This window comes from Lysobacter sp. GQ73 (genome assembly GCF_059758755.1).
Map to the genome: position 1 here is coordinate 20,445 of NZ_JCAXEE010000002.1, position 24,479 is coordinate 44,923.

Below are 24,479 nucleotides of genomic sequence, written 5' to 3' on the forward strand. Positions count from 1 at the left end.
TCGCAGGCCGGTTGCCGCTCGGCTTATCGCGGCAGTGTCGCCATTCGCCTCAACGCGCAAAGCCGCCTGCCTGCCCTCCTTTTTCTAGGAAAGGGAACAGCCGACACGAATCAGGGGCGCAGCCTAACCCTCCTGACAAAGCCGAATGCGCACGCGAGCGCCGTGAGTTCGACTGTCTCGGCAACCGTGCCCACCGACGCACGCCTGTATCCCGGTCGCCAGGTTCATGGCCTATCGCCGACAGCCAACTCGAAGCCTTCGTCGAGCCAACCGGCGATGCCGCCGCTCATCAGCTTTACCGCCAGGCCGAGCTCGGCGAGCCGGACCGCCGCGCGCGCCGCGCCGTTGCAATGCGGTCCGGCGCAATAGACGACGTAGAGGGCCGAGGACGGATAAGCGCTCATCCTCGAAGCGATGATCTTGCGGTGCGGCATGCTGATCGCGCCCGGCAAATGGCCCTGGGCATAAAGCTGGGAGCTGCGCGCATCGATCAGGACGAAGCCCGGCTCCCCCGACTGCAGGGCCTCGTGGGTGTCCCAGCAATCGGTTTCGAAGGCGAACTGGGCCTGGAAGTGCCGCAAGGCCTGTTCGGGCGCGGCGGCGGGAACTTCGGTGACGGCGTTGCGCATGATGGGTTCCTGGATCGGGCTGAGCCGGCGGAGGGCCGATGCGCCATTGTCGGCCTGGCCCACGCCGAGCACTATTGGCAGGATTGCCAAGCATCGATCAGATCATGCCGAAGTCGAAACCCCGTCCCGCAGCGCCCAACCGACGCGTCGCCGTGCTCGCCTACGAGGGCCTGTGCGCGTTCGAATTTTCCTGCGCCGCCGAGGTGTTCGGCCTGGCCCGACCCGAGCTCGGCGCGGACTGGTACCGGTTCGAGACCTGCGCCGCGCAACGCCGCCCTCTGCGCTGTCAGTACGGCCTGAGGGTTACCGCCGATGCCGGGCTCGATCGGCTGGTCCGGGCCGGGACCGTCGTCATCCCGGGATGGAGTTCGATCGATGCGCCGGTGCCGCCCCGCATCGCCGATGCGCTGCGCGAGGCGCATGCGCGCGGCGCGCGCCTGTTGTCGATCTGCTCGGGCGCGTTCGCGCTCGCCGCGACCGGGCTGCTCGACGGACGCCGCGCGACCACCCATTGGCGCTACGTCGACGCGTTGCGCGCACGCTATCCGCGCGTCCGTGTCGACCCCAACGCCCTGTACGTCGACGAAGGCACGCTGCTGACCTCGGCCGGCAGCGCTGCCGGTCTCGACCTGTGCCTGCACCTGGTGCGCCGCGACTGGGGCGCGAGGGTCGCCAATCACGTCGCCCGGCGTCTGGTGATCCCGCCGCACCGCGAAGGCGGCCAAGCCCAGTACATCGACCGCCCGATCGAGCCCGAGGCCGGCAACGCGCTCTCGCCCTTGCTCGAGCGCATGCGCAGGCAACTCGCCGAACCGCTGCCGGTAGCGGTGCTCGCCGGCATGGCCGCGATGAGCGAGCGCAACTTCATGCGCCGCTTCAAGCAGACCACCGGCACGACGCCGGCCGACTGGCTGATCCAGGCCCGCGTCGACCGCGCGCGCGAACTGCTCGAAACCACCCAGCTGGCGATCGACCGCATCGCCGGCCGCACCGGCTTCGGCAGCGCCATCACCATGCGCCATCACTTCCGCCGCAAGCTCGGGCTGAGCCCGCGCGATTACCGCGAACGTTTCGCCCGCAACGCGGCATCGGCCATCCGTCGCTAACTCGCCCGCGCCAGACGAGCCGGCGCGTGGCGTCCGCGCCGGCAGCCCGAACTCGTCCGATCAATGATGCGCCGGGTGCGCCTGGATCTGCCGCGACAAGCCCTGCTCGAAGGCCCGGCCCGCTTCCAGGCGGCGATCGATCTCGGCCATCGGGAGCCAGCGCCCCTGGGCGAATACGCCGGCGATCTTGGCGACGTTGTGGATGTCGGCGAGCGGGTCGGCATCGAGCAGGACGAGGTTGGCGCGTTCGCCTTCGCGCACGGCGCCGCTGCCCGCCTGGGGGTCGAACAAACGGTGCGCGTTGATCGAGGCCGCGCGCAGCACCTCGATCGGGCGCAGGCCGATCTCGCGCAGCTCGATCATTTCCTGCTGCACCGACACGCCGAAGACCAGGCCCGGCAACGAGGCATCGGTGCCGACCGTCAACGGCACGCCGCGCTTCCACAGCTGCCGGGTCAGAACGCGGGCGAAATCGTAGCCGGCCGAGAAGGTATCGGCGCCGTCCTGATCGCGAAAAGCCTGGCTCAGGTAACGGTTGGCCGGCGGCGTCCAGTCGAGCCGGGTGACCGGATCGACGCGCATGGCCCAATCGCCGGGCACCGGCGGCACCGCGCGCTGCACGTACATGCCGACGATGGTCTTGAGCGTCACCAGGGTCGGCGTGACCGCGATCTTGCGCTCGGCGACCGCGTCGGCCAGGGCCTCGAGATCGCGCGGCGACAGATCGCCGCCGATGCGCGCGAAACGGGTCAGCTCTTCGCTGTGGGCGATGTTGTCCATCGGGTGGGCGAACGCGAAGTCGCGATCGGCGCAGCTCGCGCAGCCCAGTTCCGGCAGATGGCCGGTGGTGATCATGCCCTGCCGCCGGGCTTCCTCGACGACCGCGCGATAGGTCTGGCGATTGAGGAACTGATACGGCTTGATGAAATCGTAGCCGCGCTCGCGCGCCTGGCGCACCGCCGCGGCGCCGTCGGCCGCGGTGGTCGGCGCCTCCGGCCTGGAAGCCGGCACTGCGGCCGCCGGCTGCGGCGCTACCGCCGCGCGCGGGCCGTTGATGCGCTTGCCGACGTACAACTGCGGGCCGGCGATGCGCCCGGCGGCGATCTCCTCGCGCAGCCACAGCAAGTCCTCGTCGCTGCGCGCGCCGCCGCCGAGGTTGGCCGCGCCGGTCACCCCGGCCTTGAGGAAACCGAGCATCACTTGGCGGTCGTACTCGTGAGCATCGCCCAGCTCGAGCGCGGCGATCGCCGGGTTCTTGCTGTCGCGGATCGCACCCTCGGTGGCGATGTGCACGTGCGCATCGACGAAGCCCGGCACCAGGTACTTGCCGCGTCCGTCGATCACGGTCGCGCCAGGGACTTTCGCCTTCGCGCCCGGCGCCAGGATCCGCACGATGCGGCCGTCGCGGATCAGCACGCTGCGGTGCGGCAGCACTTCGTCGGTATCGGCCGGGATCACGGTGACGTCGGAGACCAGCCAAGTGCCTGCCGCCTGCGTCGAAAACGCGGCGGTCGCGCCGGTTTGGGGCGCCTGCGATGGTTGCGCGGCGCCCAAGGTCAACGCCAACAGGTAAGCGATCATGCCGATTCCTTGCTCGTGTTCGTGCCGATGGCCTTCGACGAAGGTTGGGTGCGCGCGCGGACCGGCCCCGTCCACGCCCAGCCACAGATGCGCGAACCGGCGCCAGGGTTGAAAGCGCGCGGCGCCGGCAGGCACGACCGCATCCGCAAGGTCTCGCCCCGCCTGCGGCGAAGCCCCGGCCGGCGCGCTCGGCTATCCTCGCATCCGTAGCGCGTCTTTCGTAGCGTTTTCCGTGGGTATCGTTCACTTGAGTACCGTGTACTCGGGTGCCGTTTTCTCCGCATCGTCTTCTCCGGCAACAGGTCCCGCCATGCAGCACGTCATGCTCCCGTTCCATCGTCAAGCCTATGCCGCCCGTACCCAGCGGGCCGCAGCGTGAAAGACAAGATCGTCGTATTCACCGGCGCCGGCGTCAGCGCCGAGAGCGGGCTCCAGACCTTCCGCGACATGGGCGGGTTGTGGCACGAGCACCGCCTGGAAGACGTCGCCTCGCCGCAGGCCTGGCAACGCGACCCCGCCACCGTGCTGCGCTTCTACAACGAACGCCGCAAGGGCGTGCTCGCGGCGCGGCCGAACGCCGCCCACCTCGCCATCGCCCGGCTCGAGGAGAAGTACGAAGTCGTGGTGATCACCCAGAACATCGACGACCTGCACGAACGCGCCGGCTCGTCGATGGTGATCCACCTGCACGGGGAAATCCTCAAGGCGCGCAACACCGTCGCGCCGGAGCGGATCTATCCCTTGAAGCGACCGGTGATCGAGCTCGGCGACCTGTGCGAGCGCGGCAGCCAGTTGCGCCCCGACGTGGTCTGGTTCGGCGAAGCCGTGCGCCACATGGACGAGGCCGAGGCGCATTTCTCGAGCGCGGCCAAGGTGCTGGCGATCGGCACCTCGCTGAGCGTCTATCCGGCCGCCGGCCTGGTCGCCTACGCCCCGTTCTCGGCCGAGCGCTGCTTCGTCTCGCCGGAACTGCAGGAGGTGCCGCGCGGCTATCGTTTCTTGCAAGGCACCGCGACCGCAGTGGTGCCGCCGCTGGTCGAGCAGTGGCTGCGCTGAACGCGACTCGATAACCCACCCGGCGGGGAATCGCGACCGCTCACGCAGAACCTGCGCCGGCGTATGGATTCGCTGCGCGCGACCTTCTAGACTCGCTGAATGCGCGTCACCCTACTCGCCGAACGCAGCATCTCCGCCACGCCCGAGGCGGTGTTCGCGCTGGCCCTGGACCCTGAGCGCTTCCCGGCCCTGTTCGAAGGCTACGGCCCGATTCCGGGCCTGCGGCGCATCACCCCCTTGGCGACGTCCACGGTCGGCAGCATGCGCAGCCTGGAAAACCAGGACGGCTCGCGCCTGATGGAGCGCATTACCGCGTTCGATCCGCCGCGTCGTCATGCCTACACCTTGAGCGGGTTCCGCGGGCCGATGGCCTGGCTCGCGCGCGAAGCCCACGCCGACTGGCGCTTCGATGCCGACTCCGCCGACGATCCCGCCGTCGCAGCGTCGTCGACCCGGGTGCAGTGGCGCTACGACTTCGAGCTGACCCACCCCCTGGCCTGGGTGTTCGCCTGGCCCCTGCTGCGGGGTTTCATGCACGCGGCGATGCGGCAATGCCTGGAGCGCATGGCCGAGTCCCTGGAAGCCGCGTGGCGGCGGGAGCGCGATTGATGCAGGAATGGATACTGCTGGCGATGGCGCCGATCTTCCTGTCGCTGATCGGCCTCGAGGCCTGGTATTGGCGCAAGCGCCGGCCCGAACAGTACAGCCTGCGCGACACCCTTTCGAACGCGGCCCTGGCCTTGATGCACCAGGCCAGCGACGCGATCGCCTGGCTGCTGGTGATCGGCCTGTATTACGCGGTCTATGCCCATCGCCTGTTCGAGCTGCCGCCGGCCTCGTGGTGGACCATGGCCGCCTTGTTCGTCGCCCAGGATTTCTTCTACTACTGGTTCCACCGCAGCAGCCATCGCGTGCGCTGGTTGTGGGCCTCGCACGTCACCCACCACTCCTCCGAGCGGCTGAACCTGTCGACCGCGTTCCGGCAAAGCCTGACCTATCCGATTTCCGGGATGTGGCTGTTCTGGCTGCCCTTGGCCTGGATCGGCTTCGAGCCGCGCCATATCGTCGCGGTGGTCGCGATCAACCTGGGCTTCCAGTTCTTCGTCCACACCCAGGCGGTCGGCAAGCTCGGCTGGTTCGAGAAGGTCTTCAACACGCCCTCGCATCACCGCGTCCACCATGCGCGCAACCCGCAGTACATCGACCGCAACTACGCCGGCGTGCTGATCGTCTGGGACAAGCTGTTCGGCACCTACACCGAGGAAGACGCGGACGTGCCCTGCGAGTACGGCATCGTCGGCCAGGTGCGCGGGCACAACCCGATCCGTCTGACCTTCCACGAATGGATCGCGATGTTCGGCGACGCCTGGCGCGCGCGCGGCCTGCGCGGAGTCTTCGGACAGTTGTTCGGGCCACCGGAGCGGGCGCTGTCGCATACCCACCCGCGCGACTGACGCACCCTCGATTCGCACCCCTCAACGGCCGCCGGGCGACAACCCGAAATAAGCATAGGCCGCCGACACCGCCAGCCCGAGCCAGGCCTGTCCGTGAGTGGTCAGCACCGGCAGCGCCTTGGGGTGATACAGCCCGACCATGAAGGCGGTCAGTCCGGCGCCGATCCACACCAGCACGAACAGCACCGACACGATGGTGACGGTGCGCACCGCGCCGACCGAGGCGTCGGAGTCCAGCACGCGCGCGCCGGGCGCCTCGCCCGGCTTGGCGATCGCCAGTTCGGCGATGACCAGCGCCGACACCAGGCCGCCGATCACCGAAAAGGCCTGGGCCATGCCATCGTTGAAGACGGTGCAGTTGGCGGCGCCGCCGCAGTTCACCACCTCCACCGCCACGGTGATCAGATGCACGTAGACGCCGAGCAGGATCACCGAGATCAGGCCGCCGAAGATCTTCTGCATGGACTCGCTCCTGCTCGGATGCCGCGGTGGCGGCCGGGACGACAGGAGAGCGCACGCAGAACGCTGGCGCCACCGCCGCGCGCGACGGCGACCGAGGCTGCGGCCGCCCGCTCACGCACTCCCCTGTCCGGCGCGGCGAAGGCCGCACCTACCTGAGCGAACGCAGCCGCGGCGCGGCGCAGGCCACGCGCGCGGGGCGACGCGCCTGTGCTCAGTCGTGGGTGTCGCCCGACAGGGGCGTGGCGCGCATCGACGGCCGTCGTTCGAAGGCCTCGAACCATTCGACCAGGCGCGGGCGCCCTTCGCGGAAATCCGGCAGTTCACGGAACTTCAGCCAGCTCAGCGCGGTGGCCACCGCGATATGGCCGACATGGACCGGCGCTTCGGCGTCGAGCTGCCGCTCCAGCCAGTCGTAGCTCTCGATCAGCTTTTCGGTGTAGCCCTCGCGCAAGGCCGGGTAACGCAGGGCTTCCGGGCGGCGCACGGTTTCCCAGCGCACCTTGATGCCGGCATCGGCCAGGCCTTGCGCGACCGCCTGCAGGCGCAGCGCATGCCAGCGCGCCTCGCCCTGCGCGGGAATCAGCGGCCGGCCGCCGTGCAAGGTGTCGAGATAGGCGCAGATGATGTCGGAATCGAAGATCGCCGGCTCGCCGGCGCGGATCAGCACCGGCACCTTGCCGAGCGGGTTTTGCGCGTACACCGCTTCGTTGCGCAGGGTCGGGCTGGTCTCGTGATGCACGACCTCGATGCGCTCGGCCAGTCCGGCTTCGTGAGCGAACACCAGGGCCTTGCGTGCGTACGGCGAGTGGGTCTGATACAGCAATTGCATGGCGAGACCTGTGTGGGGAGACGAAGGGCGAACCGGTGCGCCGGCGCTCATGCCTGCTTGCCGGCATCGTGCAACAGGCAGGCGACCGCCGCGGTGATCCGGCGCGCGGTCGGCAGGTGCAGGAATTCGTTCGGGCCGTGCGCGTTGGATTGCGGCCCGAGCACGCCGGTGACCACGAATTGCACCCGCGGGTAACGCTCGCCGAGCATGGCCAGGAACGGAATCCCGCCGCCTCCGCCGATCAGGGCGCTGCCGCGGCCGAAGGCCTGCAGCGAGGCGCGTTCGAGGCTGGCTTCGAGCCAGGGCGCGACCGCCGGCGCATGCCAGCCCGGGCTGGCGAAATCGATCGCGAACGAGACCTCGCTGCGGTACGGCGGCTCGGCTTCGAGCAGGGTTTTCAAGCGCTGGCCCGCCGCCACCGGGTCGAGCGTCGGCGGCAGGCGCAGGCTGAGTTTGAGCGCGGTGAACGGCTGCATCACCGCCGCGGCCTGGGCCACCGCGGGCAGGCCGTCGAGCCCGGTGACCGCCAATTGCGCGCGCCAGGCGCGGTTGAGGACCAACTCGGCCGGCGCCTCGCTCACGGCCCGCGTGTCGCGATGGAACGGAAAACTGTCGATGAGCGCTTGCCCCAAGGCCGTTGCGGCGGTCCCGGCCTGAGTTCGGCGCGCCGGCGGGATCTCGGCCTGGAACTCGGCGACGACCTCGCCGCTGTCGGCGTCTTCGAGTCGCGACAACAGGCGCCGCGCGATCCGGAAGCTCGACGGCACGATCCCGGAGGCGTCGCCGGAATGCACGCCTTCGTCGAGCACGCGCACGCTCAAAGTGCCGGCGACCTGTCCGCGCAAGGACGTCGTCGTCCACAACTGTTCGTAATTGCCGCAGCCGGCGTCGAGCGCGACGATCAGGCCCGGCTCGCCCAGGCGCGGGGCGAGATGCTCGATGTAGGCCGGCAGGTCGACGCTGCTGGATTCCTCGCTGGCTTCGATCAGCAGGCTGCAGCGCGGATGGCCCAGACCTTGCGCGCGCAGTCCCAGCACTGCGGCGATCGCCGCGAACAGGGCATAGCCGTCGTCGGCGCCGCCGCGTCCGTACAGGCGCTCGCCTTCCAGGCTCGGCGTCCAGGCGCTGCGGCCGGCGGCCCACCCGCTCATCGGCGGTTGCTTGTCGAGGTGGCCGTAGATCAGCGCTGGCGCACCACCGCTGCCGCTGGCCGGGATATCGATGAAGATCAGCGGGGTGCGCCCGGGCAGGCGCAGCGCCTCGACGGTGGCGCCCGGCACCGCGGCGAGGCGCTCGCGCGCCCAGCCCGTCATCAGTTCGACCGCGCGCTGCATGTGGCCGTGCGCGTCCCAGTCCGGGTCGAAGGCCGGCGACTCGCAGGCAATGGCGATGTAGTCGCACAGCGCCGGCACGATCTCGGCCTGCCAGATACGATCGACGAATTGCTGCAGCTTCGGGAAATCCATGGGGTCGCCTCGGGATGAGCCGAAATCCTAGCCGCGCGGCCCTGCGCTTTCGCCGCGATCGGCGCGCGCCGCTTGCGGTTTTTCCGCACGCTCGCCCACTAAGATGCCGGGACCATGAAACTCGACCGATTCGACCGCCAACTGCTCAACCTGGTCCAGGAAGACGCCGGGCAGACCGCCGAGCAACTCGCCGAACAGGTCGCGCTGTCGCCGTCGGCGATCCAGCGCCGGCTGCGGCGCATGCGCGAGCAAGGCGTGATCGTGCGCCAGGCGGCGGTGGTCGACCCCAGGCAGGTCGGCAAGCCGACCTTCTTCATCGTCGCCTTGCAGGTCGAGCGCGAGCGACCCGAGCTGCTGGCGCAGTTGCGCCGCTGGCTGAGCGAACAAGAGCAGGTGCAACAAGTCTTCTACGTCACCGGCGAAGCCGACTTCGTGCTGGTGGTGACCGCGCCGGACACCGAAAGTTACGACGCGCTGATGATCCGCATGGTCGGCGACAACCCGAACATCAAGCGCTTCACCACCAATGTCGCGCTGAGCCTGGTCAAGCGCGGCCTGAGCATTCCGGTCGCGCTCGACGACGAATGAACGCCGCGCGCCCCGGCGCGGATGCGCGGTTTGGCCGCTGCGCATCGGGTCGGATCGCGGCGCAACGGCGCACCGCCGCCGCCACACTGGCGCCATGACCTCTCCCTGGCTGATCGACCCGGCGCAACTGTGGCCGGACTACCGCCCGACCCGTTTGCTCGCGCTGCCGGCGCTGGCCCACCGTTGCGGCGTCGCTGGCGTCTACGCCAAGGCCGAGGACGAACGGCCGCTCGGCAACTTCAAATCGCTCGGCGGCATGACCGCCGGCCTGCGCGCCCTCGCCCGCGCCACCGGCGCCGATTCGCTCGAGGCGCTGCAACGGCACTGCCGGCACAGCCCCGCGCCGATGACCCTGATCTGCGCCAGCGACGGCAACCACGGCCTGGCCGTCGCCGCCGCCGCGCAGTGTGTCGGCGCCCGCGCCACGGTCTATCTGCCGGCGGCGGTAGACGAATCCCGCGCCGCGCGCATCGCCGCGCTCGGCGGCGTCATCGCGCGCATCGACGGCAGCTACGACGCCGCCGTGCTCGCCGCGGCGGCGGCGGCCTCCCGCGGCGATGGCGTACTGGTCGCCGACACCGCCAGCGACCCCGGCGATGTCGTGGTCGCCGACGTCATGGCCGGCTATGGCCTGCTCGCCCGCGAGCTCGCCGGGCAGTGGCCCGGCGCCGCGGGCGGCCCGCCGAGCCACGCGTTCGTCCAGGCCGGCGTCGGCGGGCTGGCCGCGGCGATCGCCGTCGGCCTGCGCACCGAGTTGCACGCCTCCGCCCGCATCGTCGTCGTAGAACCCGACTCGGCCGCGTGCGTGACACGCGCTTTGGAAACCGGCGTACTGGTGCCGATCGACGGCGACCTGGAGACCGCCGCCGGAATGCTGTCCTGCGGACTGGCGTCGGCGCCGGCGCTGGCGGTACTGCGGGCTCACGGTGCGCGCGGCGTCGGCGTCGATGAATCGATGCTGCGACTCGCCGTGGACGCCTTGCGCGCCGGCGGCGGCCCGCGCAGCACCGCCTCCGGCGCCGCCGGGCTCGCCGGCTTGTTGCGCGTATCGGCCGATCCCAGGCTGCGCGCGGCGCATGCCCTCGGCGGCGACAGCCGGGTGTTGCTGGTGATCAGCGAAGCCGACGCTGCGTCGCCCGGCTAGCGCTGCATCGCGGGGTCGATCAGTTCTTCAGGCAGTCGATCAGGAACTCGACCGTCGCCCGCACCCCGGGCAGTTGACCGCGCCGATGCGGCATCACCAAAGTGGTGGTGACGCGGCCGGCGATCCATTCGGGCAGCACCCGCGCCAGCCGGCCTTGGTCGAGTTCCTCGCGGCACATCCGCTCCGGCAGGCAGGCGATGCCGAGCCCGCCCTGCGCTGCGGTCGACAGCACCCGGCCCTCGTTGGCGGTCATGCGCGCGACCGGCGCGACCTCGATGCGATGGCCGGCGGCATTCGACAGGCTCCAGGTCGTGGCCGAGGACTGCCCGGTCAGCAGCCCGTCGTGCACGGCCAGTTCCTGCGGCGTCGTCGGGCAACCGCGCTCGGCCAGATAAGCCGGCGCGGCGACCAGCACGATCGATTCGACCAGCGCCTGACGCTGGATCAGGCCCGAATCCGGCAACGGCGCGAAATGGCTGCGCACGGCGATGTCGTAGCCCTCCTGCACCAGATCGACGAACCGGTCGGTGACGTCGAGCTGCAGGTGCAGGCGCGGATAGGTGCGCGCGAGCGCGGGCAGGTGCGGGGCGAGGTAATCCTGCGCGGTCGGCACGCCGGCGGTGATGCGCACCCGGCCGCTGGGTTCGGCGACGCGGCTGCGCACCACCGCCTCGGCCGCTTCGGTCTCGATCAAGGCCGCGTGCGCATGTTCGTGGAAGGCGCGGCCGGCGTCGGTGAGGGTGAAGCTGCGCGAGGTGCGATGGATCAGGCGTACGCCGAGTTCGTCTTCGAGCGCGGCGACGCGCTTGCTGACCGTCGACTTGGGCACCCCGAGCCGGCGCGAGGCCGCGGCGAACCCGCCGTGCTCGACCGCGGCGGCGAACAGGACCAGATCGTTGAGATTGAGCATGACTGCGGCCCTGTCCGTATCCGGCTTGGCGCCGATTCGGATGCAAAGTACACACACAGAGACTTTGAGTCCAGTTTTTGCCGACTACACAGCCAAAGTCCACACCAATACAGTGAGCTCACCCCGCAAGACGGGCCCACCCCTCACCTGGAGAAACTCATGTCCCCGATCCTTTATTACGGCGTCCCGTCCGGCTGTTCGTTCGGCTCCATCGTCGCCCTGGAATGGTCCGGCCAGCCTTATCGCCTGGTCCGGGTCGAAATGCCCGAGATGATCCACACCGATGCCTACCGCGCGATCAACCCGGTCGGCGAGACGCCCTCGCTGATGACCGCGAACGGCGACGTGGTCGTCGAGAGCATGGCGATCCTCAACCACATCGGCGCCCGCGCCGTCGCCAGCGGCATCGCCTTCGAGCAGGGCAGCCGCGAGTTCGACGAACTCAACCGCATGCTGGCCTTCCTCAACACCACCTTCTTCAACGCCTTCAGCCCGCTGTGGCATGTGCTGGAACACGAAGTGGATGCGGCGACCAAGGCCGCGCTGACCGAGTACGGCCGGGCCAAGGTCGAACGCGCGCATGCGGAACTGGAGCGGATGCTCGGCGACAAGCCGTGGCTGCTCGGCGAACAGCGCACTCTGGCCGACGCCTATTTCATCGGCATCGCGCGCTGGACCAAGTACCACTCGGTCGTCGACCGCCGCAACTACCCGAACCTGCAGCGCCTGTACGACAAGCTGGAAGCCGACCCGGCGGTGATCTTCGCCCATGCCATCGAGGATCAACGCCCGGCCAAGAGCAGCGGCGGGTTCCAGGGCGAGATCGGCCTGGAAGCGGCGAGCGAGTCGAAGCGCGCGGCTTGATGCAGCGGACGGGCGGCAACGGCGATGACGTCGTTGCCGCTTTCGAGGCGAAAGCAGAGCACCCCCTTTTTTTTTCAAAAGGGGGGAATAGGCCTTCAGCGATCGGTCGCAAACGAAGTTCGTCGGGGAGTCGTTGCGAGCTTCAGCCAGGAGCCGGCGGTCGGAGCCGGAAACCATCGAGGAGCAGGCTCGCCGCCAGAGACAGGGAGTACGTCGACGGTGGGCAGGCTGGTGCCCCCTTTGGAAAGGGGGCGGCGATCGCGTAGCGGACGCGGGGATTTGTTGTTGCTGTTGCTGTTGCGTTGTCGCTGGTGCTGCTGTTGCTTTCGCAGCGGTTACGCATCCGAAGCGGAGCGATCAGCCTACCAGTGGCCTTAAGCCTGCGCCTCGGCCCGCACCAAGGAACGGCGGCCGCGCGGACGGCTCGGCCAGGCGTGGCGCAGAATGCGCCAGACCACTTCGCCGAACTGGCGCGGCAGCGAGCCGGTGTCGTAATGCTGGCCGTAACGACCGCAGATCTCGCGCACTTCCACCGCGATCGCGGCGTAACGCCAGGCCGGGATATCGGGATAGAAATGGTGCTCGATCTGATGGCTCAGGTTGCCGGTCATCAGGTCCATCCACTTGCCGCCGCTGAGGTTCGAGGAACCGCGCAGCTGGCGCAGGTACCAATGCCCGCGCGACTCGTTGCGCACCGATTCCTTCGGGAACACTTCCGCGTCGTGGGTGAAGTGGCCGCAGAAGATCACCGTATACGTCCACAGGTTGCGCATCACGTTGGCGACCAGATTGCCGAGCAGCACCGGCAGGAAGAACGGGCCCGCCAGCAGCGGAAACAGCACGTAGTCCTTGAGCATCTGCTTGCCCATCTTGCGGCCGACCGGGACGAACTTGCGCCACATCGCCTTGTGCTTGGTCTTGCCGGTCAGCCAGCGGCCCAGGCGCAGGTCCTGTATCGCCACGCCCCACTCGAACAGCAGCGCGAATACCACCGCGATGAACGGCTGCACGAGGTAGAACGGGCGCCAGCGCTGCTCGGGGAACAGACGCAGCAGGCCGTAGCCGATGTCGTCGTCCATGCCGCGCACGTTGGTCCAGGTGTGGTGCTGGTAGTTGTGGGTCCTGCGCCAGTTGTCGCCGGTGGCGACGATGTCCCACTCATAGGTCTTGCCGTCCAGGTGCGGGTCGCGCATCCAGTCGTACTGGCCGTGCATGACGTTGTGGCCGACCTCCATGTTCTCGAGAATCTTCGACAAGCCCAGCGACAAGGTGCCGAGAATCCATGCCGGCACCATCATCCAGGTGACGAACGCGCCGCCGAGCGCCAGGCCCAGCGCACCGACGTACAGCAACAGGCGGCCGAGCAGGCCGGTGTAGCGCACCGCGGCGACGACGCGACGGATGTAGGCGGCGTCGACGCCGCCGATCTGGGCGACGGTGCGCGCGCGCAGCGCGTCGAGCTCTTCGCCGAAGCGGTCGAGTTCCTGCGGGGTCAGTGCGCGATTGCGGAAGGTACGGGTCATGGGCGGATCACAGATCGAGGACGAGGTCGCTGCCGGCGCTGTTCACGCACAGGCGCAGCGCGGAAACCGGTTCGGCCTGGACCTCGCCGGTGTGCAGGTGCCGGGTGCTGCCGGAGCTCTTGCCGCAGGAGCAGGTATTGCACAGGCCCATGCGGCAGCCGGAAGCAAGCTTGAGGCCTTCGGCTTCGAGCGCGGTCAGCAGCGATTGCCCGCGCGGCAGCTGCAGGGTGCGGCCGCTGCGCGTCAGGGTCACTTCGACCGTGCCGGTTTCGTCGAGCGTGCGCGGCGGCGGGGTGAAGGCCTCGGCCGCGAACGAACGCGCCTGGGCCTGCGTGTGCGCACGCGCGGCATCGACGAAACCGCCGGGGCCGCAGGCATAGACCTGGCGCGAGGCCAGGTCGGGAACCAGTTCGGACAACTGTGCCGCATCGATGCGGCCGGTCGTCTCGTCGGCCTGTCCGGCCTCTTGCCGCGTCAGCAGGAAGCGCACGCGGAAGCCGGGATGCGCCGCGGCGATCGCGCGCAATTCGTCGACGAAACACAGTTCTTCGCGGCGGCGCGCCCAATACAGCAGGGTCAGTTCGGCCGGCATGCCCTTGGCCGCCAGTTCGCGCACCATCGACATCAACGGGGTGACGCCGCTGCCGGCGGCCAGGAACAACCACGCGCCGTCGGCGCGCTCGGGCAGGGTCATCTCGCCGAAGGCCGCGCCGATTTCCAGCACGTCGCCCACTTGCGCGTCATCGTGCAGGTGACGACTGAGCTTGCCGCCTTCGATCGCCTTGACCGTGATCGCGATGCGGCCGTCGGCGCGATGCGCCTGCGCCGCGCTGTAGCTGCGCGAGACCAGGGCGCCGTTTATGCGCGCGCCGATCATCAGATGTTGGCCGGGGCGGCAGCCGGCCCAGTGCCGGTTCGGCGCCAGCAGCAGGGTCACCGCGTCGGCCGAAGCCGGCTCGCGGGCGACGATGCGCGCCAGCGGGCGCTCCCAGGTCCAGGTCGGATGGAAGCGGGAGGCCCAGAAATCAAAGACTTGCGGCGCAACCAACGGTGCGATCAGCCGTTTCAGGCGGCTGTGCGGGCGGGCGCGGGAGGGACGAAGAGCAGCGTTCATGGTGGCACTATACACTTATGAGCACAGATGTGTGCACAACCGTATATTAATTCCGTGCCGGGAGTATCATGTTCGCCATCGTCCTGGTGCCAGCCCCGTGAGCCAACGCCTCCATTCAGACATAGATGTCGATTCGCACCCGGGCCGCAAGGCGACGATTTCGCGCGAGGACCTCATCGCCGCCGCGCTCAAGCTGATCGGCCCGCACCGCAGCGTGTCGAGCCTGAGTCTGCGCGAGGTCGCCCGCGAGGCCGGCATCGCTCCGAACAGCTTTTATCGCCAGTTCCGCGACACCGACGAACTCGCCGTGGCCTTGATCGACCTGGCCGGCCAGTCGCTGCGCAAGATCGTCGGCGAGGCCCGTCACCGCGCCGCGACCCGGCGCAGCATCGTGCGCAGTTCCATCGAGGCTTTCATGGAACAGTTACGCGCCGACGACAAATTGCTGCACGTGTTGTTGCGCGAGGGCACGGTCGGCTCGGACGCCTTCAAGCGCGCGGTCGACCGCGAGCTGTCGTTCTTCGAGGAAGAACTGCGCGTCGACCTGATCCGGCTGGCCGCGATCGACAAGATCACCCTGCACGAACCGGCCCTGGTGGCGCGCTCGATCACCCGCCTGGTGTTCGCGATGGGCGCCACCGCGATGGACATGCCGCGCGAGAAGGACCACGAACTCATCGAGCAGATGAGCACGATGGTGCGGATCATCCTGGCGGGGTCGCGGGCGATGGCGGCGGCGGGCAACAACGCAAGCGGAAATTGAGCCCGGCGCGGCAACATCAGCGCGAGTCCTCGGCGCCCTTCGGATCGCACGCCTCGGGGATGCCTACGGACGCCAACCCGGGCAACTTCAGCCTGGCCGCAAGCAGTGCGTATTGGCCCACCGACAATGGCCCGGTCACGTCCGGCGTCGGATGCACGTCCCTCTCGAACTGCTGCTTGCGCACGACGAAGTAGCGCTCGTCCTCGCGCGAGCCGGGTGGCCGCTGCCTTGCGCCGATGAACTGCGCGTTGTCGGCGATCGCCGATATGCAAGCGTCGACGACCGGAACCGACGTGTCGGCGTGAACGCGATACGACAGCTTGCTGTTGGAAGGCTCGTCGATCCACACGACCGCATACGGGCCGGACTGCCACTCGACACGCGAATCGAACGCGCCGCAGCTCGTAACGGCGAGTGCCGCTGCGCATACCGCCGAGATACGCGTTGCTGCGATCTCGCGCGACGTGGAAACGCCTTCTGCCATGAGGTACATCGGTGAATCCTTCCATTAGCTGATCAATTGTCGGCCGGGCCTGAGGCGTCTTCGTGCACTCAAAGCCGCCCAACACTAAGCCACTCCGGAAACAATCCTTGCCAAGGCCCGCCATCTGCGCTAATACTTAGCCAACAGAGAAACTTTATGCCTGCTCCGCTTTCAGCCCTTCTCCCCGCGCCGGAAAGCGTTGGGCGAGGGTAAGCGACGCCCCAACATCGAGCACCGGCCCGCCCCCCAGGAATCCGCCATGTCCCTGACCCTGTACCAGCATCCCCTCGCCTCGTTCTGCCACAAGGTGCTGATCGCCCTGTACGAAAACGGCACCGCCTTCGAGTCGCATCTGGTCGACCTCGGCGACCCCGACGCCAGGGCCGGGTTCTGCGAACTGTGGCCGCTCGGCAAGATTCCGGTGCTGCACGACCACGCGCGCGACCGCATCGTCCCCGAGACCACGGTCGTCATCGAATACCTGCAGCAGCACTACCCCGGGGCGCGGCCGTTGCTGCCGCACGATCAGGACGAATGCCTCGACGTGCGCCTGTGGGATCGCTTCTTCGACCTGTACGTGCAGGCGCCGGTGCAGAGGATCGTGATCGACCGGATCCGCCCGCCAGCCTCGCGCGACCCTCATGGTGTCGCCGAAGCCCGGGCCACGCTCGCGACCGCCTACGACATGCTGGAACCGCGCCTGGGCGAACGCCGTTGGGCCTGCGGCGAAGACTTCAGCCTGGCCGATTGCGCCGCGGCGCCGGCCTTGTTCTATGCCGGCATCGTCGCGCCGTTTCCGCCGGGCCACACCCATCTCGCCGCCTACTTCGAACGCCTGGTCGCGCGCCCGTCGGTCCAGCGCACCCTCGCCGAGGCGCGCCCTTACTTCTCGATGTTCCCGTTCGTCGATGCGATGCCCGAGCGCTTCCTGCGAGGCGGTGCGCCATGAAGGCCCGGCCCTTCGTCGACCCGGCGCGGCTCGACCGCATGTTCCATGCGCTCGCCGATGCCAGCCGGCGCGGCATGGTCGACCGCCTGAGCGAAGGCCCGGCTTCGGTGTCGGAACTCGCACGTCCATTGGCGATGGCGCTGCCGTCGGTGGTCAAGCACCTGGCGGTGCTCGAATCCGGCGGCATCGTGATGTCGGAAAAGGTCGGGCGCGTGCGCACCTACCGCATCGCCCCGGACGCCCTGACCGAGGTCGAGGCCTGGGTCGCCGCGCGCAAGGCGCAACTCAATCGCCAGTTCGACGCGCTGGCACGTTATCTGCTCGAAGACGAAACCGGCTCAGGAGATTTGCGATGAAACAGCGTTCGACCCTCCACACCCAGTTCGTCATCGAACGCGAATTCCCGGCATCGCCGGCACGCACTTTCCGCGCCTGGTCGACCCCGGAGGCCAAACGCCGCTGGTTCGTCTGTCACGACGACATGGTCAACAGCGGTTACGAGCTCGATTTCCGCCCCGGCGGCAACGAACTCAACCGCGTCGTCACGCCGGCCGGCACCGTGCACTTGTTCCAGGCCCGATACTTCGACATCGTGCCCGACCAGCGCATCGTCTACGCCTACGACATGCACCTCGACGACCGCCACCTGTCGATCTCCCTGGCGACGGTCGAGTTCGAGGCCGGCGGCGCCGGCACGCGCATGCGCTTCACCGAGCAGCTCGTGTTCCTCGACGGCCACCAGGACCGCGAGGAACGCATCCGCGGCACCGGACTCGGGCTCGACCGGCTCGCGCTGTTGCTGCACGAGCCGGCCGCCGCCCATTGAGCCCTCAGCGCAACGGCAGGGCGATCGGCCGCAACGGCGCGGCATCGCCGCCGCGGATCTTCAGCGGCCCGCCGATGAAGGCGAACTCGTAGACCTGGTCGCGCGACAGCTCCTCCAGCGCGACCAGTTCCATGATCGGCACGCCGTGCCGGGCCAGCAGATAGGTATGCACCGGGATGTAGTCGCCGGCGACCTCCGAGGGAAAGGTCTCCAGGCTGAGGTTGTCGGCGCCGACGATCATCGCCCCGCCGTCCTCGACCAGGAACTTGGCCGCATCCAGGCCCAGTCCGGGCGGGTTGGCCATGTAGCCGCTCGCGTCGCCGAAGCGCTGCATGCGCCCGGTGCGGATCAACACGATGTCGCCGCGCTGCAGGCGGACCTTCTGCCTGGCCAGCGCGTTCTGCAGGTCCTGGCGGGTGATGCGGTAGTTCTCCGGCAGCATCGGCAGCCCCTGCGCCGCGGCCACGTCGATCATCACCCCGCGCGCGATCAGCGGCGGGAATTTCTCGATGCCGGTCTTGGTCCAGCCGCGGTCGCCGAGGTGCTCGTCGGCGCGGAAGCCGTTCCAGATCTTGCCGTCCAGGCCGAAGTGGTTGAGTGCGTCGATATGGGTGCCGCTGTGGCTGTACATCGAGAATGCCGCGCCGGTGTAGCTGACCTTGTGATTCATCTCGCGGCCTACTCCCATCGGGTCGTCGACTACGGTGCCGCGCGGGGTGTGGGTCATCCAGAACTGATAGTGCGGGTCGCCCGCGGCCTGCCAGCTCGGCATGCCGATGTAGTACTCCGTAGCCAGGTCGTAGGCCTTGCGGCCGTCGACCCTCGACAGGATCGCCGCACGCGACTGCGGGGTGATCAGGTTGAGACGGCCGATCTCGTCGGACGGCCCCCACGGGCTGGTGCCGACGCCCGCGGAGGCCGGGGCGGACCAGGCGATCGCGGCGAGGGCCGACAGGCCCAAGCGCGGCAGTACGTTACGCAGTTTCATCTCGACTCCTGAGGCGCGCCGGCCGATGCCGGCGCATGAAGGGAAGCGCCGAAGCCGGCGCTCGGCGAGCGCGGCGGTTCGGAACAAGCCCCAGGATGCGCAGGCGGCGACGGCGGAAACAGCGCCCCGGCGTTGCGACAGTTTTCGCTGCGGCTCAGGAATGCGCGGCGAGCGCGGCCGGCAGGCGCTCGGCCAGGAAGTCGACGAAGGCGCGCACCTTCGGCTGCAGATGGCGCGAAGTCGGATACACCGCGAACACGTGTCGCGGCGCGAACCGGTACTCGGGCAAGACTTCGACCAGCGCGCCGTGGGCGATCGCCGGCGCCGCCAGGAACGACGGCAAAGCACCGATGCCCAGGCCGGCGACGAGCAGATCGCGCAACACCAGGCTATTGCCGACCGTGGCCCGCGTGGGTCCCTGCACCGACACCGGCCCCTGCGGCCCGTGCAGGGGCCATTCCCCCGGCGGTTCGGCCAGGCTGTAGTGCAGCAGCGAATGCCGCTGCAGGTCGTCGGTCGACGATAACGGAGGATGCTGGGCAAGATAAGACGGCGCCGCGCACAGCATCTGACGGACCGAGCCGAGCTGGCGCGCGATCAGGGACGAATCCTGCAACTGCGCGCGCAAGCGGATCGAGACGTCGAAGCCTTCGCCGACCGCGTCGAGCAACCGGTCTTCCAGGGTCAGGTCGAGGACCAAGGCCGGATAGCGCTGCAGGAACTCCGCCAGCAAGGGCGACAAGGTGTTCAAGGCGAACGACATCGGCGCGTTGACCCGCAAGCGCCCGCCGACCTGCTGCGACTGCTGGCGCACCGAGGCCTCCAGCGCCTCGAGGTCGTCGAGCAGGCGCACGCATTCGCGGTAGTAGGCCTGCCCGGTCTCGGTCAGGCTCATGCGCCGGGTGGTGCGCTGGATCAACACCGCGCCCAGATGCGCCTCCAGCGCGCGCAGCTGCTTGCTGAGCCCGGCCGGCGACACCCCGAGGTCCTCCGCCGCCTTGGCCAGACCGCCGAGTTCGACGATGCGGCGGAACGAACGCATCAGGGTGAAGGCATCCATGGAGAGCGGCATTGAGGGCGGGCGGCCCGCCATTGTCCGCCTGCTGCGCGCTGCGGCAAGCGGCGCGATAGAGCGACGGATGGGCGAATCGGGCTCTATGCCGATGGCTCGACCACCCCGACCGTAATGGCGGGCCCTTTAAGGACGCTCAGCCTTCGAGCACGAACTCGATAGGCACCCGGGTCAAGGCCTGCGCAGGCACGCCGCCGCGCGTCGCCGGCTCGAACAGCCAGCGCTTCATGACGACCTCGCGGGCAGCCAGGTCGAGCACCCGATGGCCGCTGCTGTGCACGATCGATACCGACAGCGCTTTGCCGTCGACGCCGACCAGGACCTCGATCTCGACCACGCCGCTGAGACGGTCGCGCCGCGCTTGCAGCGGGTAAGCCGGCGCCGGCGCGGCCAGTATCCGCAGCACTGTGTCGGCGAATGTGGGCATGGCGGCGGTTTCGGGCGATACGACGCGGCCGAACACATTCGGCACGATCGGATCGGAAGCGGGAACGGGGCTGACCGTCGAACGGATGGCACCCTGGATCGTCATGAGTCTGCGTTCGCGCTCGCGCGCCTGCATGCGCTCCCAACCGAAACCGCAGCCGATGATGAGCGGAGCGATAGGCGGCATCGCAACCTCGACGATTTCGTCGTCGCTGCCGCGGATCGCGGAACGCAGGGGGGCGGTTACCGGCAACGACAGCAACACCAGCAAAGCCGCATGTACGGCGACGACACCGGCAATGACCACGGCTCGCGCCAGACTGGGTCCGGAACCGGCATTCAAAGCAATCGAAGCCTGCATGAGTCGCCCCCTCGACCGGCATGGTGGGAAGGACCGTCGGGGCCGCTTCCATGCCGCCAAAAATGCGCGTTTACGGCTCGGCTTGCAATCGCTCCCGCTCGTCGTCCGGGTGGATTCCCGTCGAGCTGCCCAGACGGCGCGACGGACGGGCCTGCGACATCGTGCCGTCGGCCAAAACCGCGCCGCAGCCGCCGCCGGCCTACAGGGAAACCGGCGACGGCCGCGGTGCGGCCGGAACTCACTCGACCTTGACCAGACCGCGCCAGGTGTTGCGGCCGCCGTGCATGACGTCGTCGCCGGTACCGAACCACCAGCCGTTCCAGTTGAGGATGTCTTCGTCGTCCTGGTGGACCCAGCCGCGCGCCAGCGCGTACTTGCTCGGCATCGACTGCGGGCCGAACACGCCGTAGGCGAAGCCGAGTTTCGGGAAGCCCGACATGTGGCCGAGCCAGGACGAGGCGCCGCCGTCGAAATGGCAGTAGCTGGTGAACCAGGTGTTGTAGACACGGAAGTTCGGGAAGATCACGCCCGAGGAACTGTTGGCGTTGCGCCAGATCTCGTTCTCCTGCACGCGGGTGTAGCGGCGCGCGCCCGAGGGGCAGAACACGCCCATGTTGAGGACGGCGTAGTCGTGGTGGTTGCCGGTGTAAGGCAGCGGACGGAACGACAAGGCGCGCACGGTGTCGACCTTGCAGAAGCGCCAGGTGGTGTTGCCGCCCGAAGCGGTCGCGCCGATCCAGCCGCCGCGGTTGTTGGCGTTGCGGCGGTCTTCGTCGTCCATGTGGATCTGCGACCAGGAATAGCCGCTCGGGCAATAGTTGCTCTGCGGAATCACGCCGACGCTGAACAAACGCGGTTCCAGCCAGCCCCACCAGCGCAGCAGGCCCTTGGCGGTCGCCTGGGCCGGAACGTAGGGCACGAAGAATTCTTCGCCCTCTTTTTCCTCGATCACGCAGGCGCCGTCGAAGCCGAGCACGGCGCAATAGCTCAGCGCCACGCCCTCGCCTTCGGCTTCCATGAATTTCTCGACATCCACCTGGCCGCTGTCGGGGTAGCGCCGATCCAGGTCTTCGAGGATCGAAACGAACTTCTTCACCTGCGGCGGCGTCGGATCGGTCGCCGCGGCCAGTTCCCATTCTTCCTTGGGGCTTTCCTGCTCGGACTCTTCCGCCCAGGACGACAGCGGCAGGCCCACGACCAGGGCGCACAGCGCGGTGACCAGCACTTTCTTGTTCATGACATTCCTTTGAGTTGATGGAGCATGGCGAGCCAAGCCGGCGACGGCGCCCGATCGAAACGCAACGGACGACACGCCCGAATGGCGGCCCGATGGCCGGCTTGCGCCGGCAGCGGCGCGCGGGGCGCGCCGTTCGAACCCGAGACCGCCACGTCGGCGCACACCGCGCCGGCTCGACCACGCTAGGCAGTCGCCCGCGACGTTTCGAGGAAGAATGTGGGAACGAATCGGGCGCCGGCGGGAACGCTTCCGGGACAACGTGCGCTACGACGAATCTGAAGCGCGATGCAGGTCGCGCTCGTTCATCGGCCGTGGGAAACGGCCAGTGGGCGCTACACCTTCATCGACAGCGGGCGTTGCTGTTCGGCCTGCTGCTGCGCCAGGCCTTGACCCTCGCTGCGCTGGACCTGCAGGGCGTCGAGCTTCGACAGCGAGTCCTGCACCGGCGTCGTCGCCGCTTGCTGCCCGGCCACCTGCGCCCGCAGATGCGCCGGGTCGTTTAGCGCACCCGCGACTACAAACACGTGCCGGCCCGAACCGTCCGGCGCGGGATGCCCGACCACGACGTGGTCCGGCTTGCCGATCCCGCGTTGCCGGCACTCGACCGCGAGACAAGCGGCGATGCGATCCAGGTCCCGGGCCGGCGGCACCGGACCGTGCTGCGCGAACGCCACCGGGAGCCTGTCGCGGATCGTCTGCACCAGCGGAACGTCTGCCGGACTGGGCGAACCTGCCTCCGGCGCGCTGGAAAAGAACGGCTCCAACGGCCGCCGCCGTTGCCCGGCCTCATCGATCTGGGTGCCGGATGGCGGCGAACACGGTCCGCCCGCCGGAATGGGCGAAGACGACGGTACGGAGTCGGACGACCCACGGCCCCGCAGGCCTTCGATCGCCTGGTCCATCGGCGGTGGCGGCAAGGCCGGCATTCGCTTCAGCAACGCCGGGTCGATATCGCCGGTCTGCGGCAAACATTGGTCGCGCTGGAAGTCCAAGACCGCGCGCTGCATCGTCAGCCGATATACACCGTCCTCCAGCAACGGCCGATCATCGGCCCCGACATAGCCCTGATCGTTGAGGTGCTTCTGCAAGTCGCGGATGCGCAGGCTGGATTCGCCGAGGCGGAGCATGCCGTCGTCGGCGATCGGGCGAGGCTGCACCCCTACCCGTCCCTCGGGCTCGATCGGCAGGCGGCCGTCGACCAGATCGGCTACGTAATTCTCGAACTGGCGGTAGTAGCGAGTGTCCATCTCAAGATGCACATGCTTCGCTCTGGTTTGAATTTCGTCCTGCATACCAAGAGCCTGGCCATAAACGACCGTCTTTCCATCCAGGTCCGGGATCTTGCTCATATGCCGCAAGCGAGCAATCAGATCGCCATCTTTGCGATCGTAGATATCCACCAACCCCTCGCCGCGGCTGACGCGCCCTACGTAGCCATCCACCGGTGAAGGAACATCAACGTCGCGGCCCGCGCCTCTCGGCCTGGTCGAGTCCTCAAGTATGAAATCTTTCTTGAGCAACACCTGATCGGGCTTGAGGCCGTGATAATCGTTGCCATTACGCGCGATCTCCACCTCTTGCACTTCCCCGCCGATGATCGCGTGCAGCCGCCGCGCTTGGCCGTTCACGACCAAGCCATCGCGCACAACCGCATTTCGATTGTCGCCCGGGTGATGCGTCGTCAGGCCGTCGAAATCGTCGACGGCCTCGTTCTGCTGAATATCGGATCGACCTCGAGGCGGACCTAATTGCTCGACTCGATAGCGAGTTTCTTCACCGTCATCCATAACCACACCTTCTTCTCGGCCCACTACTGTTCCGACCGGCCCAATCAGCGCGGCTCAGCCTCGTACTCGCGCTGCTTGCGGCATTCGTCCGGCCACTTGCACTCGACGATGGCCTCAAGCTCCCAATGTTGACTGAAGCGCCAGCAGCCCGACTCCATTTCGTAAGTATCGATCTCGCCCTTGTCGTAATGGACGTCGTACCGGTCCGCAGAGATCCTGCGAATCTCGAAGTCGGGAAGCTGTGCAAAAGACACAGGCGTTTCATCTTCTTGGGCACTCTTCCATTGCTGCCCGGCTTTCAGCCGCTTCCCGACCCAAATGAATTTCCTGGTATCCAGGTCGTAGCGATACTTGACCCGGCCCACGCCCCGATCTGCATCCGTCACCCACTTAGGGTGCGCTGGATCGCCGGGTTCCGTGTTGTGTTTCCAGTAATAGGGATACTTGTGCCTGGAAGACTCGGACGTGTAGGCAGCCTGCAGGTCGCCACTGTTGGCGTAGGCCTGAAGGAAGGCCTCGAATTCATGAGACGGACATGCGAGTACAGGCGTGGATTGCGAAGTGTCAGTCGGAGGGCTTTCTTTCTTTTCAGAAAGCGCCGGAACCGAGTCGGCCTCGCCAGCACAACCCAATGACAGAGCCACGGCACTGATGATCAACCAGGACCTAATGACCCCACGCCCGCTCAATCCACGTTCGCGAATTATTGTGCATGAAGATAGAACCGCCATGTGCCTACCCACTCCGCCCGGACTCGATGGTGATCACGCTCTATTGAGCCTATACCTGACCAGCCCTGCCTATCAAAGACACATCGCAAAATCACACAACGACTCAGCCTTATCTACCAAAATCATTTC

General features: G+C 68.0%; 26 protein-coding genes. 11 read left to right on the forward strand and 15 right to left on the reverse strand.

The genetic code is table 11. The features are described 5' to 3' along the window. Nucleotides 1-224 precede the first annotated feature (224 nt). A complete protein-coding gene (locus tag AC6CH2_RS05055) occupies nt 225-692 on the reverse strand; it encodes a rhodanese-like domain-containing protein (protein WP_498268238.1) in 468 nt (155 codons plus the stop codon). Between the two features lie 41 nt (nt 693-733). Here AC6CH2_RS05055 and ftrA point away from each other — a divergent pair, with 41 nt between their 5' ends. Then, complete coding sequence (gene ftrA / locus AC6CH2_RS05060) at nt 734-1,735, forward strand: transcriptional regulator FtrA (RefSeq protein ID WP_498268239.1); 1,002 nt, start codon at nt 734-736, stop codon at nt 1,733-1,735. A gap of 60 nt (nt 1,736-1,795) precedes the next feature. Here the strand turns inward: ftrA and AC6CH2_RS05065 are convergent, their stop codons facing one another. Further along, on the reverse strand, nt 1,796-3,316 hold the full coding sequence (locus tag AC6CH2_RS05065; RefSeq protein WP_498268240.1) for an amidohydrolase family protein: 1,521 nt from the start codon (nt 3,314-3,316) through the stop codon (nt 1,796-1,798). Nucleotides 3,317-3,691: 375 nt separating this feature from the next. Here AC6CH2_RS05065 and AC6CH2_RS05070 point away from each other — a divergent pair, with 375 nt between their 5' ends. The 3 genes from AC6CH2_RS05070 (at nt 3,692) to AC6CH2_RS05080 (ending at nt 5,826) form a co-directional block, all read left to right on the forward strand. Beyond that, nucleotides 3,692-4,372, forward strand: coding sequence for an SIR2 family NAD-dependent protein deacylase (locus tag AC6CH2_RS05070; protein WP_498268241.1), 681 nt, complete (start codon nt 3,692-3,694; stop codon nt 4,370-4,372). A gap of 99 nt (nt 4,373-4,471) precedes the next feature. Continuing rightward, nucleotides 4,472-4,981 (forward strand): SRPBCC family protein, encoded by a 510-nt coding sequence (locus AC6CH2_RS05075; protein WP_498268242.1) that lies wholly within the window; start codon nt 4,472-4,474, stop codon nt 4,979-4,981. Further along, nucleotides 4,981-5,826: a sterol desaturase family protein gene (locus tag AC6CH2_RS05080; RefSeq protein ID WP_498268243.1), complete on the forward strand. Its 846-nt coding sequence runs from the start codon at nt 4,981-4,983 to the stop codon at nt 5,824-5,826. Before AC6CH2_RS05075 ends, AC6CH2_RS05080 begins: the two co-directional genes overlap by 1 nt. Nucleotides 5,827-5,847: 21 nt before the next feature. Here the strand turns inward: AC6CH2_RS05080 and AC6CH2_RS05085 are convergent, their stop codons facing one another. From AC6CH2_RS05085 to AC6CH2_RS05095, 3 genes are all read right to left on the reverse strand, one after another. Next, entirely contained in the window at nt 5,848-6,288 is a 441-nt protein-coding gene (locus AC6CH2_RS05085) for a hypothetical protein (RefSeq protein ID WP_498268244.1), read from the reverse strand. Between the two features lie 211 nt (nt 6,289-6,499). Further along, nucleotides 6,500-7,117: a glutathione S-transferase family protein gene (locus tag AC6CH2_RS05090; RefSeq protein ID WP_498268245.1), complete on the reverse strand. Its 618-nt coding sequence runs from the start codon at nt 7,115-7,117 to the stop codon at nt 6,500-6,502. Nucleotides 7,118-7,164: 47 nt separating this feature from the next. Then, nucleotides 7,165-8,583: a M20/M25/M40 family metallo-hydrolase gene (locus AC6CH2_RS05095; protein WP_498268246.1), complete on the reverse strand. Its 1,419-nt coding sequence runs from the start codon at nt 8,581-8,583 to the stop codon at nt 7,165-7,167. Between the two features lie 114 nt (nt 8,584-8,697). On the opposite strand from AC6CH2_RS05095, the gene AC6CH2_RS05100 reads away from it, so the two are divergent. Further along, nucleotides 8,698-9,171 carry an Lrp/AsnC family transcriptional regulator gene (locus AC6CH2_RS05100; protein WP_435394534.1) on the forward strand — a complete coding sequence of 158 codons (474 nt, stop codon included), beginning with the start codon at nt 8,698-8,700 and terminating at the stop codon, nt 9,169-9,171. Between the two features lie 94 nt (nt 9,172-9,265). Continuing rightward, nucleotides 9,266-10,315 (forward strand): pyridoxal-phosphate dependent enzyme, encoded by a 1,050-nt coding sequence (locus tag AC6CH2_RS05105; RefSeq protein WP_498268247.1) that lies wholly within the window; start codon nt 9,266-9,268, stop codon nt 10,313-10,315. Between the two features lie 19 nt (nt 10,316-10,334). On the opposite strand, the gene AC6CH2_RS05110 is transcribed toward AC6CH2_RS05105, so the two are convergent. Continuing rightward, entirely contained in the window at nt 10,335-11,225 is an 891-nt protein-coding gene (locus AC6CH2_RS05110) for a LysR substrate-binding domain-containing protein (RefSeq protein WP_498268248.1), read from the reverse strand. A 159-nt stretch (nt 11,226-11,384) separates the two neighbouring features. On the opposite strand from AC6CH2_RS05110, the gene AC6CH2_RS05115 reads away from it, so the two are divergent. Continuing rightward, nucleotides 11,385-12,089 carry a glutathione S-transferase family protein gene (locus AC6CH2_RS05115; RefSeq protein WP_435394541.1) on the forward strand — a complete coding sequence of 235 codons (705 nt, stop codon included), beginning with the start codon at nt 11,385-11,387 and terminating at the stop codon, nt 12,087-12,089. Nucleotides 12,090-12,463: 374 nt separating this feature from the next. On the opposite strand, the gene AC6CH2_RS05120 is transcribed toward AC6CH2_RS05115, so the two are convergent. Both AC6CH2_RS05120 and AC6CH2_RS05125 read right to left on the reverse strand, forming a co-directional pair. Further along, the gene (locus tag AC6CH2_RS05120; RefSeq protein ID WP_498268249.1) at nt 12,464-13,612 is read right to left on the reverse strand and encodes a fatty acid desaturase family protein; all 1,149 of its coding nucleotides are present in this window, start codon (nt 13,610-13,612) and stop codon (nt 12,464-12,466) included. Between the two features lie 7 nt (nt 13,613-13,619). Continuing rightward, complete coding sequence (locus AC6CH2_RS05125; RefSeq protein ID WP_498268250.1) at nt 13,620-14,726, reverse strand: ferredoxin reductase; 1,107 nt, start codon at nt 14,724-14,726, stop codon at nt 13,620-13,622. A 97-nt stretch (nt 14,727-14,823) separates the two neighbouring features. Here AC6CH2_RS05125 and fabR point away from each other — a divergent pair, with 97 nt between their 5' ends. Next, complete coding sequence (gene fabR / locus AC6CH2_RS05130) at nt 14,824-15,489, forward strand: HTH-type transcriptional repressor FabR (protein WP_498268251.1); 666 nt, start codon at nt 14,824-14,826, stop codon at nt 15,487-15,489. A gap of 16 nt (nt 15,490-15,505) precedes the next feature. On the opposite strand, the gene AC6CH2_RS05135 is transcribed toward fabR, so the two are convergent. Continuing rightward, nucleotides 15,506-15,982: a hypothetical protein gene (locus AC6CH2_RS05135; RefSeq protein ID WP_498268252.1), complete on the reverse strand. Its 477-nt coding sequence runs from the start codon at nt 15,980-15,982 to the stop codon at nt 15,506-15,508. Nucleotides 15,983-16,232: 250 nt separating this feature from the next. On the opposite strand from AC6CH2_RS05135, the gene AC6CH2_RS05140 reads away from it, so the two are divergent. The 3 genes from AC6CH2_RS05140 to AC6CH2_RS05150 are packed head-to-tail and all read left to right on the forward strand — an operon-like array spanning nt 16,233 to nt 17,748. Beyond that, on the forward strand, nt 16,233-16,922 hold the full coding sequence (locus AC6CH2_RS05140; RefSeq protein WP_498268253.1) for a glutathione S-transferase family protein: 690 nt from the start codon (nt 16,233-16,235) through the stop codon (nt 16,920-16,922). After that, on the forward strand, nt 16,919-17,278 hold the full coding sequence (locus AC6CH2_RS05145; protein WP_498268254.1) for an ArsR/SmtB family transcription factor: 360 nt from the start codon (nt 16,919-16,921) through the stop codon (nt 17,276-17,278). The genes AC6CH2_RS05140 and AC6CH2_RS05145 overlap by 4 nt, the downstream gene beginning before the upstream one ends. Beyond that, the gene (locus AC6CH2_RS05150) at nt 17,275-17,748 is read left to right on the forward strand and encodes an SRPBCC family protein (RefSeq protein WP_498268255.1); all 474 of its coding nucleotides are present in this window, start codon (nt 17,275-17,277) and stop codon (nt 17,746-17,748) included. The genes AC6CH2_RS05145 and AC6CH2_RS05150 overlap by 4 nt, the downstream gene beginning before the upstream one ends. 4 nt (nt 17,749-17,752) lie before the next feature. Here AC6CH2_RS05150 and AC6CH2_RS05155 read toward each other — a convergent pair whose 3' ends face one another. The 6 genes from AC6CH2_RS05155 to AC6CH2_RS05180 form a co-directional block, all read right to left on the reverse strand. Continuing rightward, a complete protein-coding gene (locus AC6CH2_RS05155) occupies nt 17,753-18,736 on the reverse strand; it encodes a cyclase family protein (RefSeq protein ID WP_498268256.1) in 984 nt (327 codons plus the stop codon). A gap of 154 nt (nt 18,737-18,890) precedes the next feature. Beyond that, on the reverse strand, nt 18,891-19,796 hold the full coding sequence (locus tag AC6CH2_RS05160) for a LysR family transcriptional regulator (protein ID WP_498268257.1): 906 nt from the start codon (nt 19,794-19,796) through the stop codon (nt 18,891-18,893). A gap of 148 nt (nt 19,797-19,944) precedes the next feature. Further along, entirely contained in the window at nt 19,945-20,655 is a 711-nt protein-coding gene (locus AC6CH2_RS05165) for an energy transducer TonB (RefSeq protein ID WP_498268258.1), read from the reverse strand. Between the two features lie 178 nt (nt 20,656-20,833). After that, entirely contained in the window at nt 20,834-21,832 is a 999-nt protein-coding gene (locus AC6CH2_RS05170; RefSeq protein WP_498268259.1) for a hypothetical protein, read from the reverse strand. 332 nt (nt 21,833-22,164) lie between these two features. Further along, complete coding sequence (locus AC6CH2_RS05175) at nt 22,165-23,619, reverse strand: XVIPCD domain-containing protein (protein ID WP_498268260.1); 1,455 nt, start codon at nt 23,617-23,619, stop codon at nt 22,165-22,167. Between the two features lie 44 nt (nt 23,620-23,663). Next, complete coding sequence (locus tag AC6CH2_RS05180) at nt 23,664-24,278, reverse strand: hypothetical protein (RefSeq protein WP_498268261.1); 615 nt, start codon at nt 24,276-24,278, stop codon at nt 23,664-23,666. Nucleotides 24,279-24,479 lie beyond the last annotated feature (201 nt).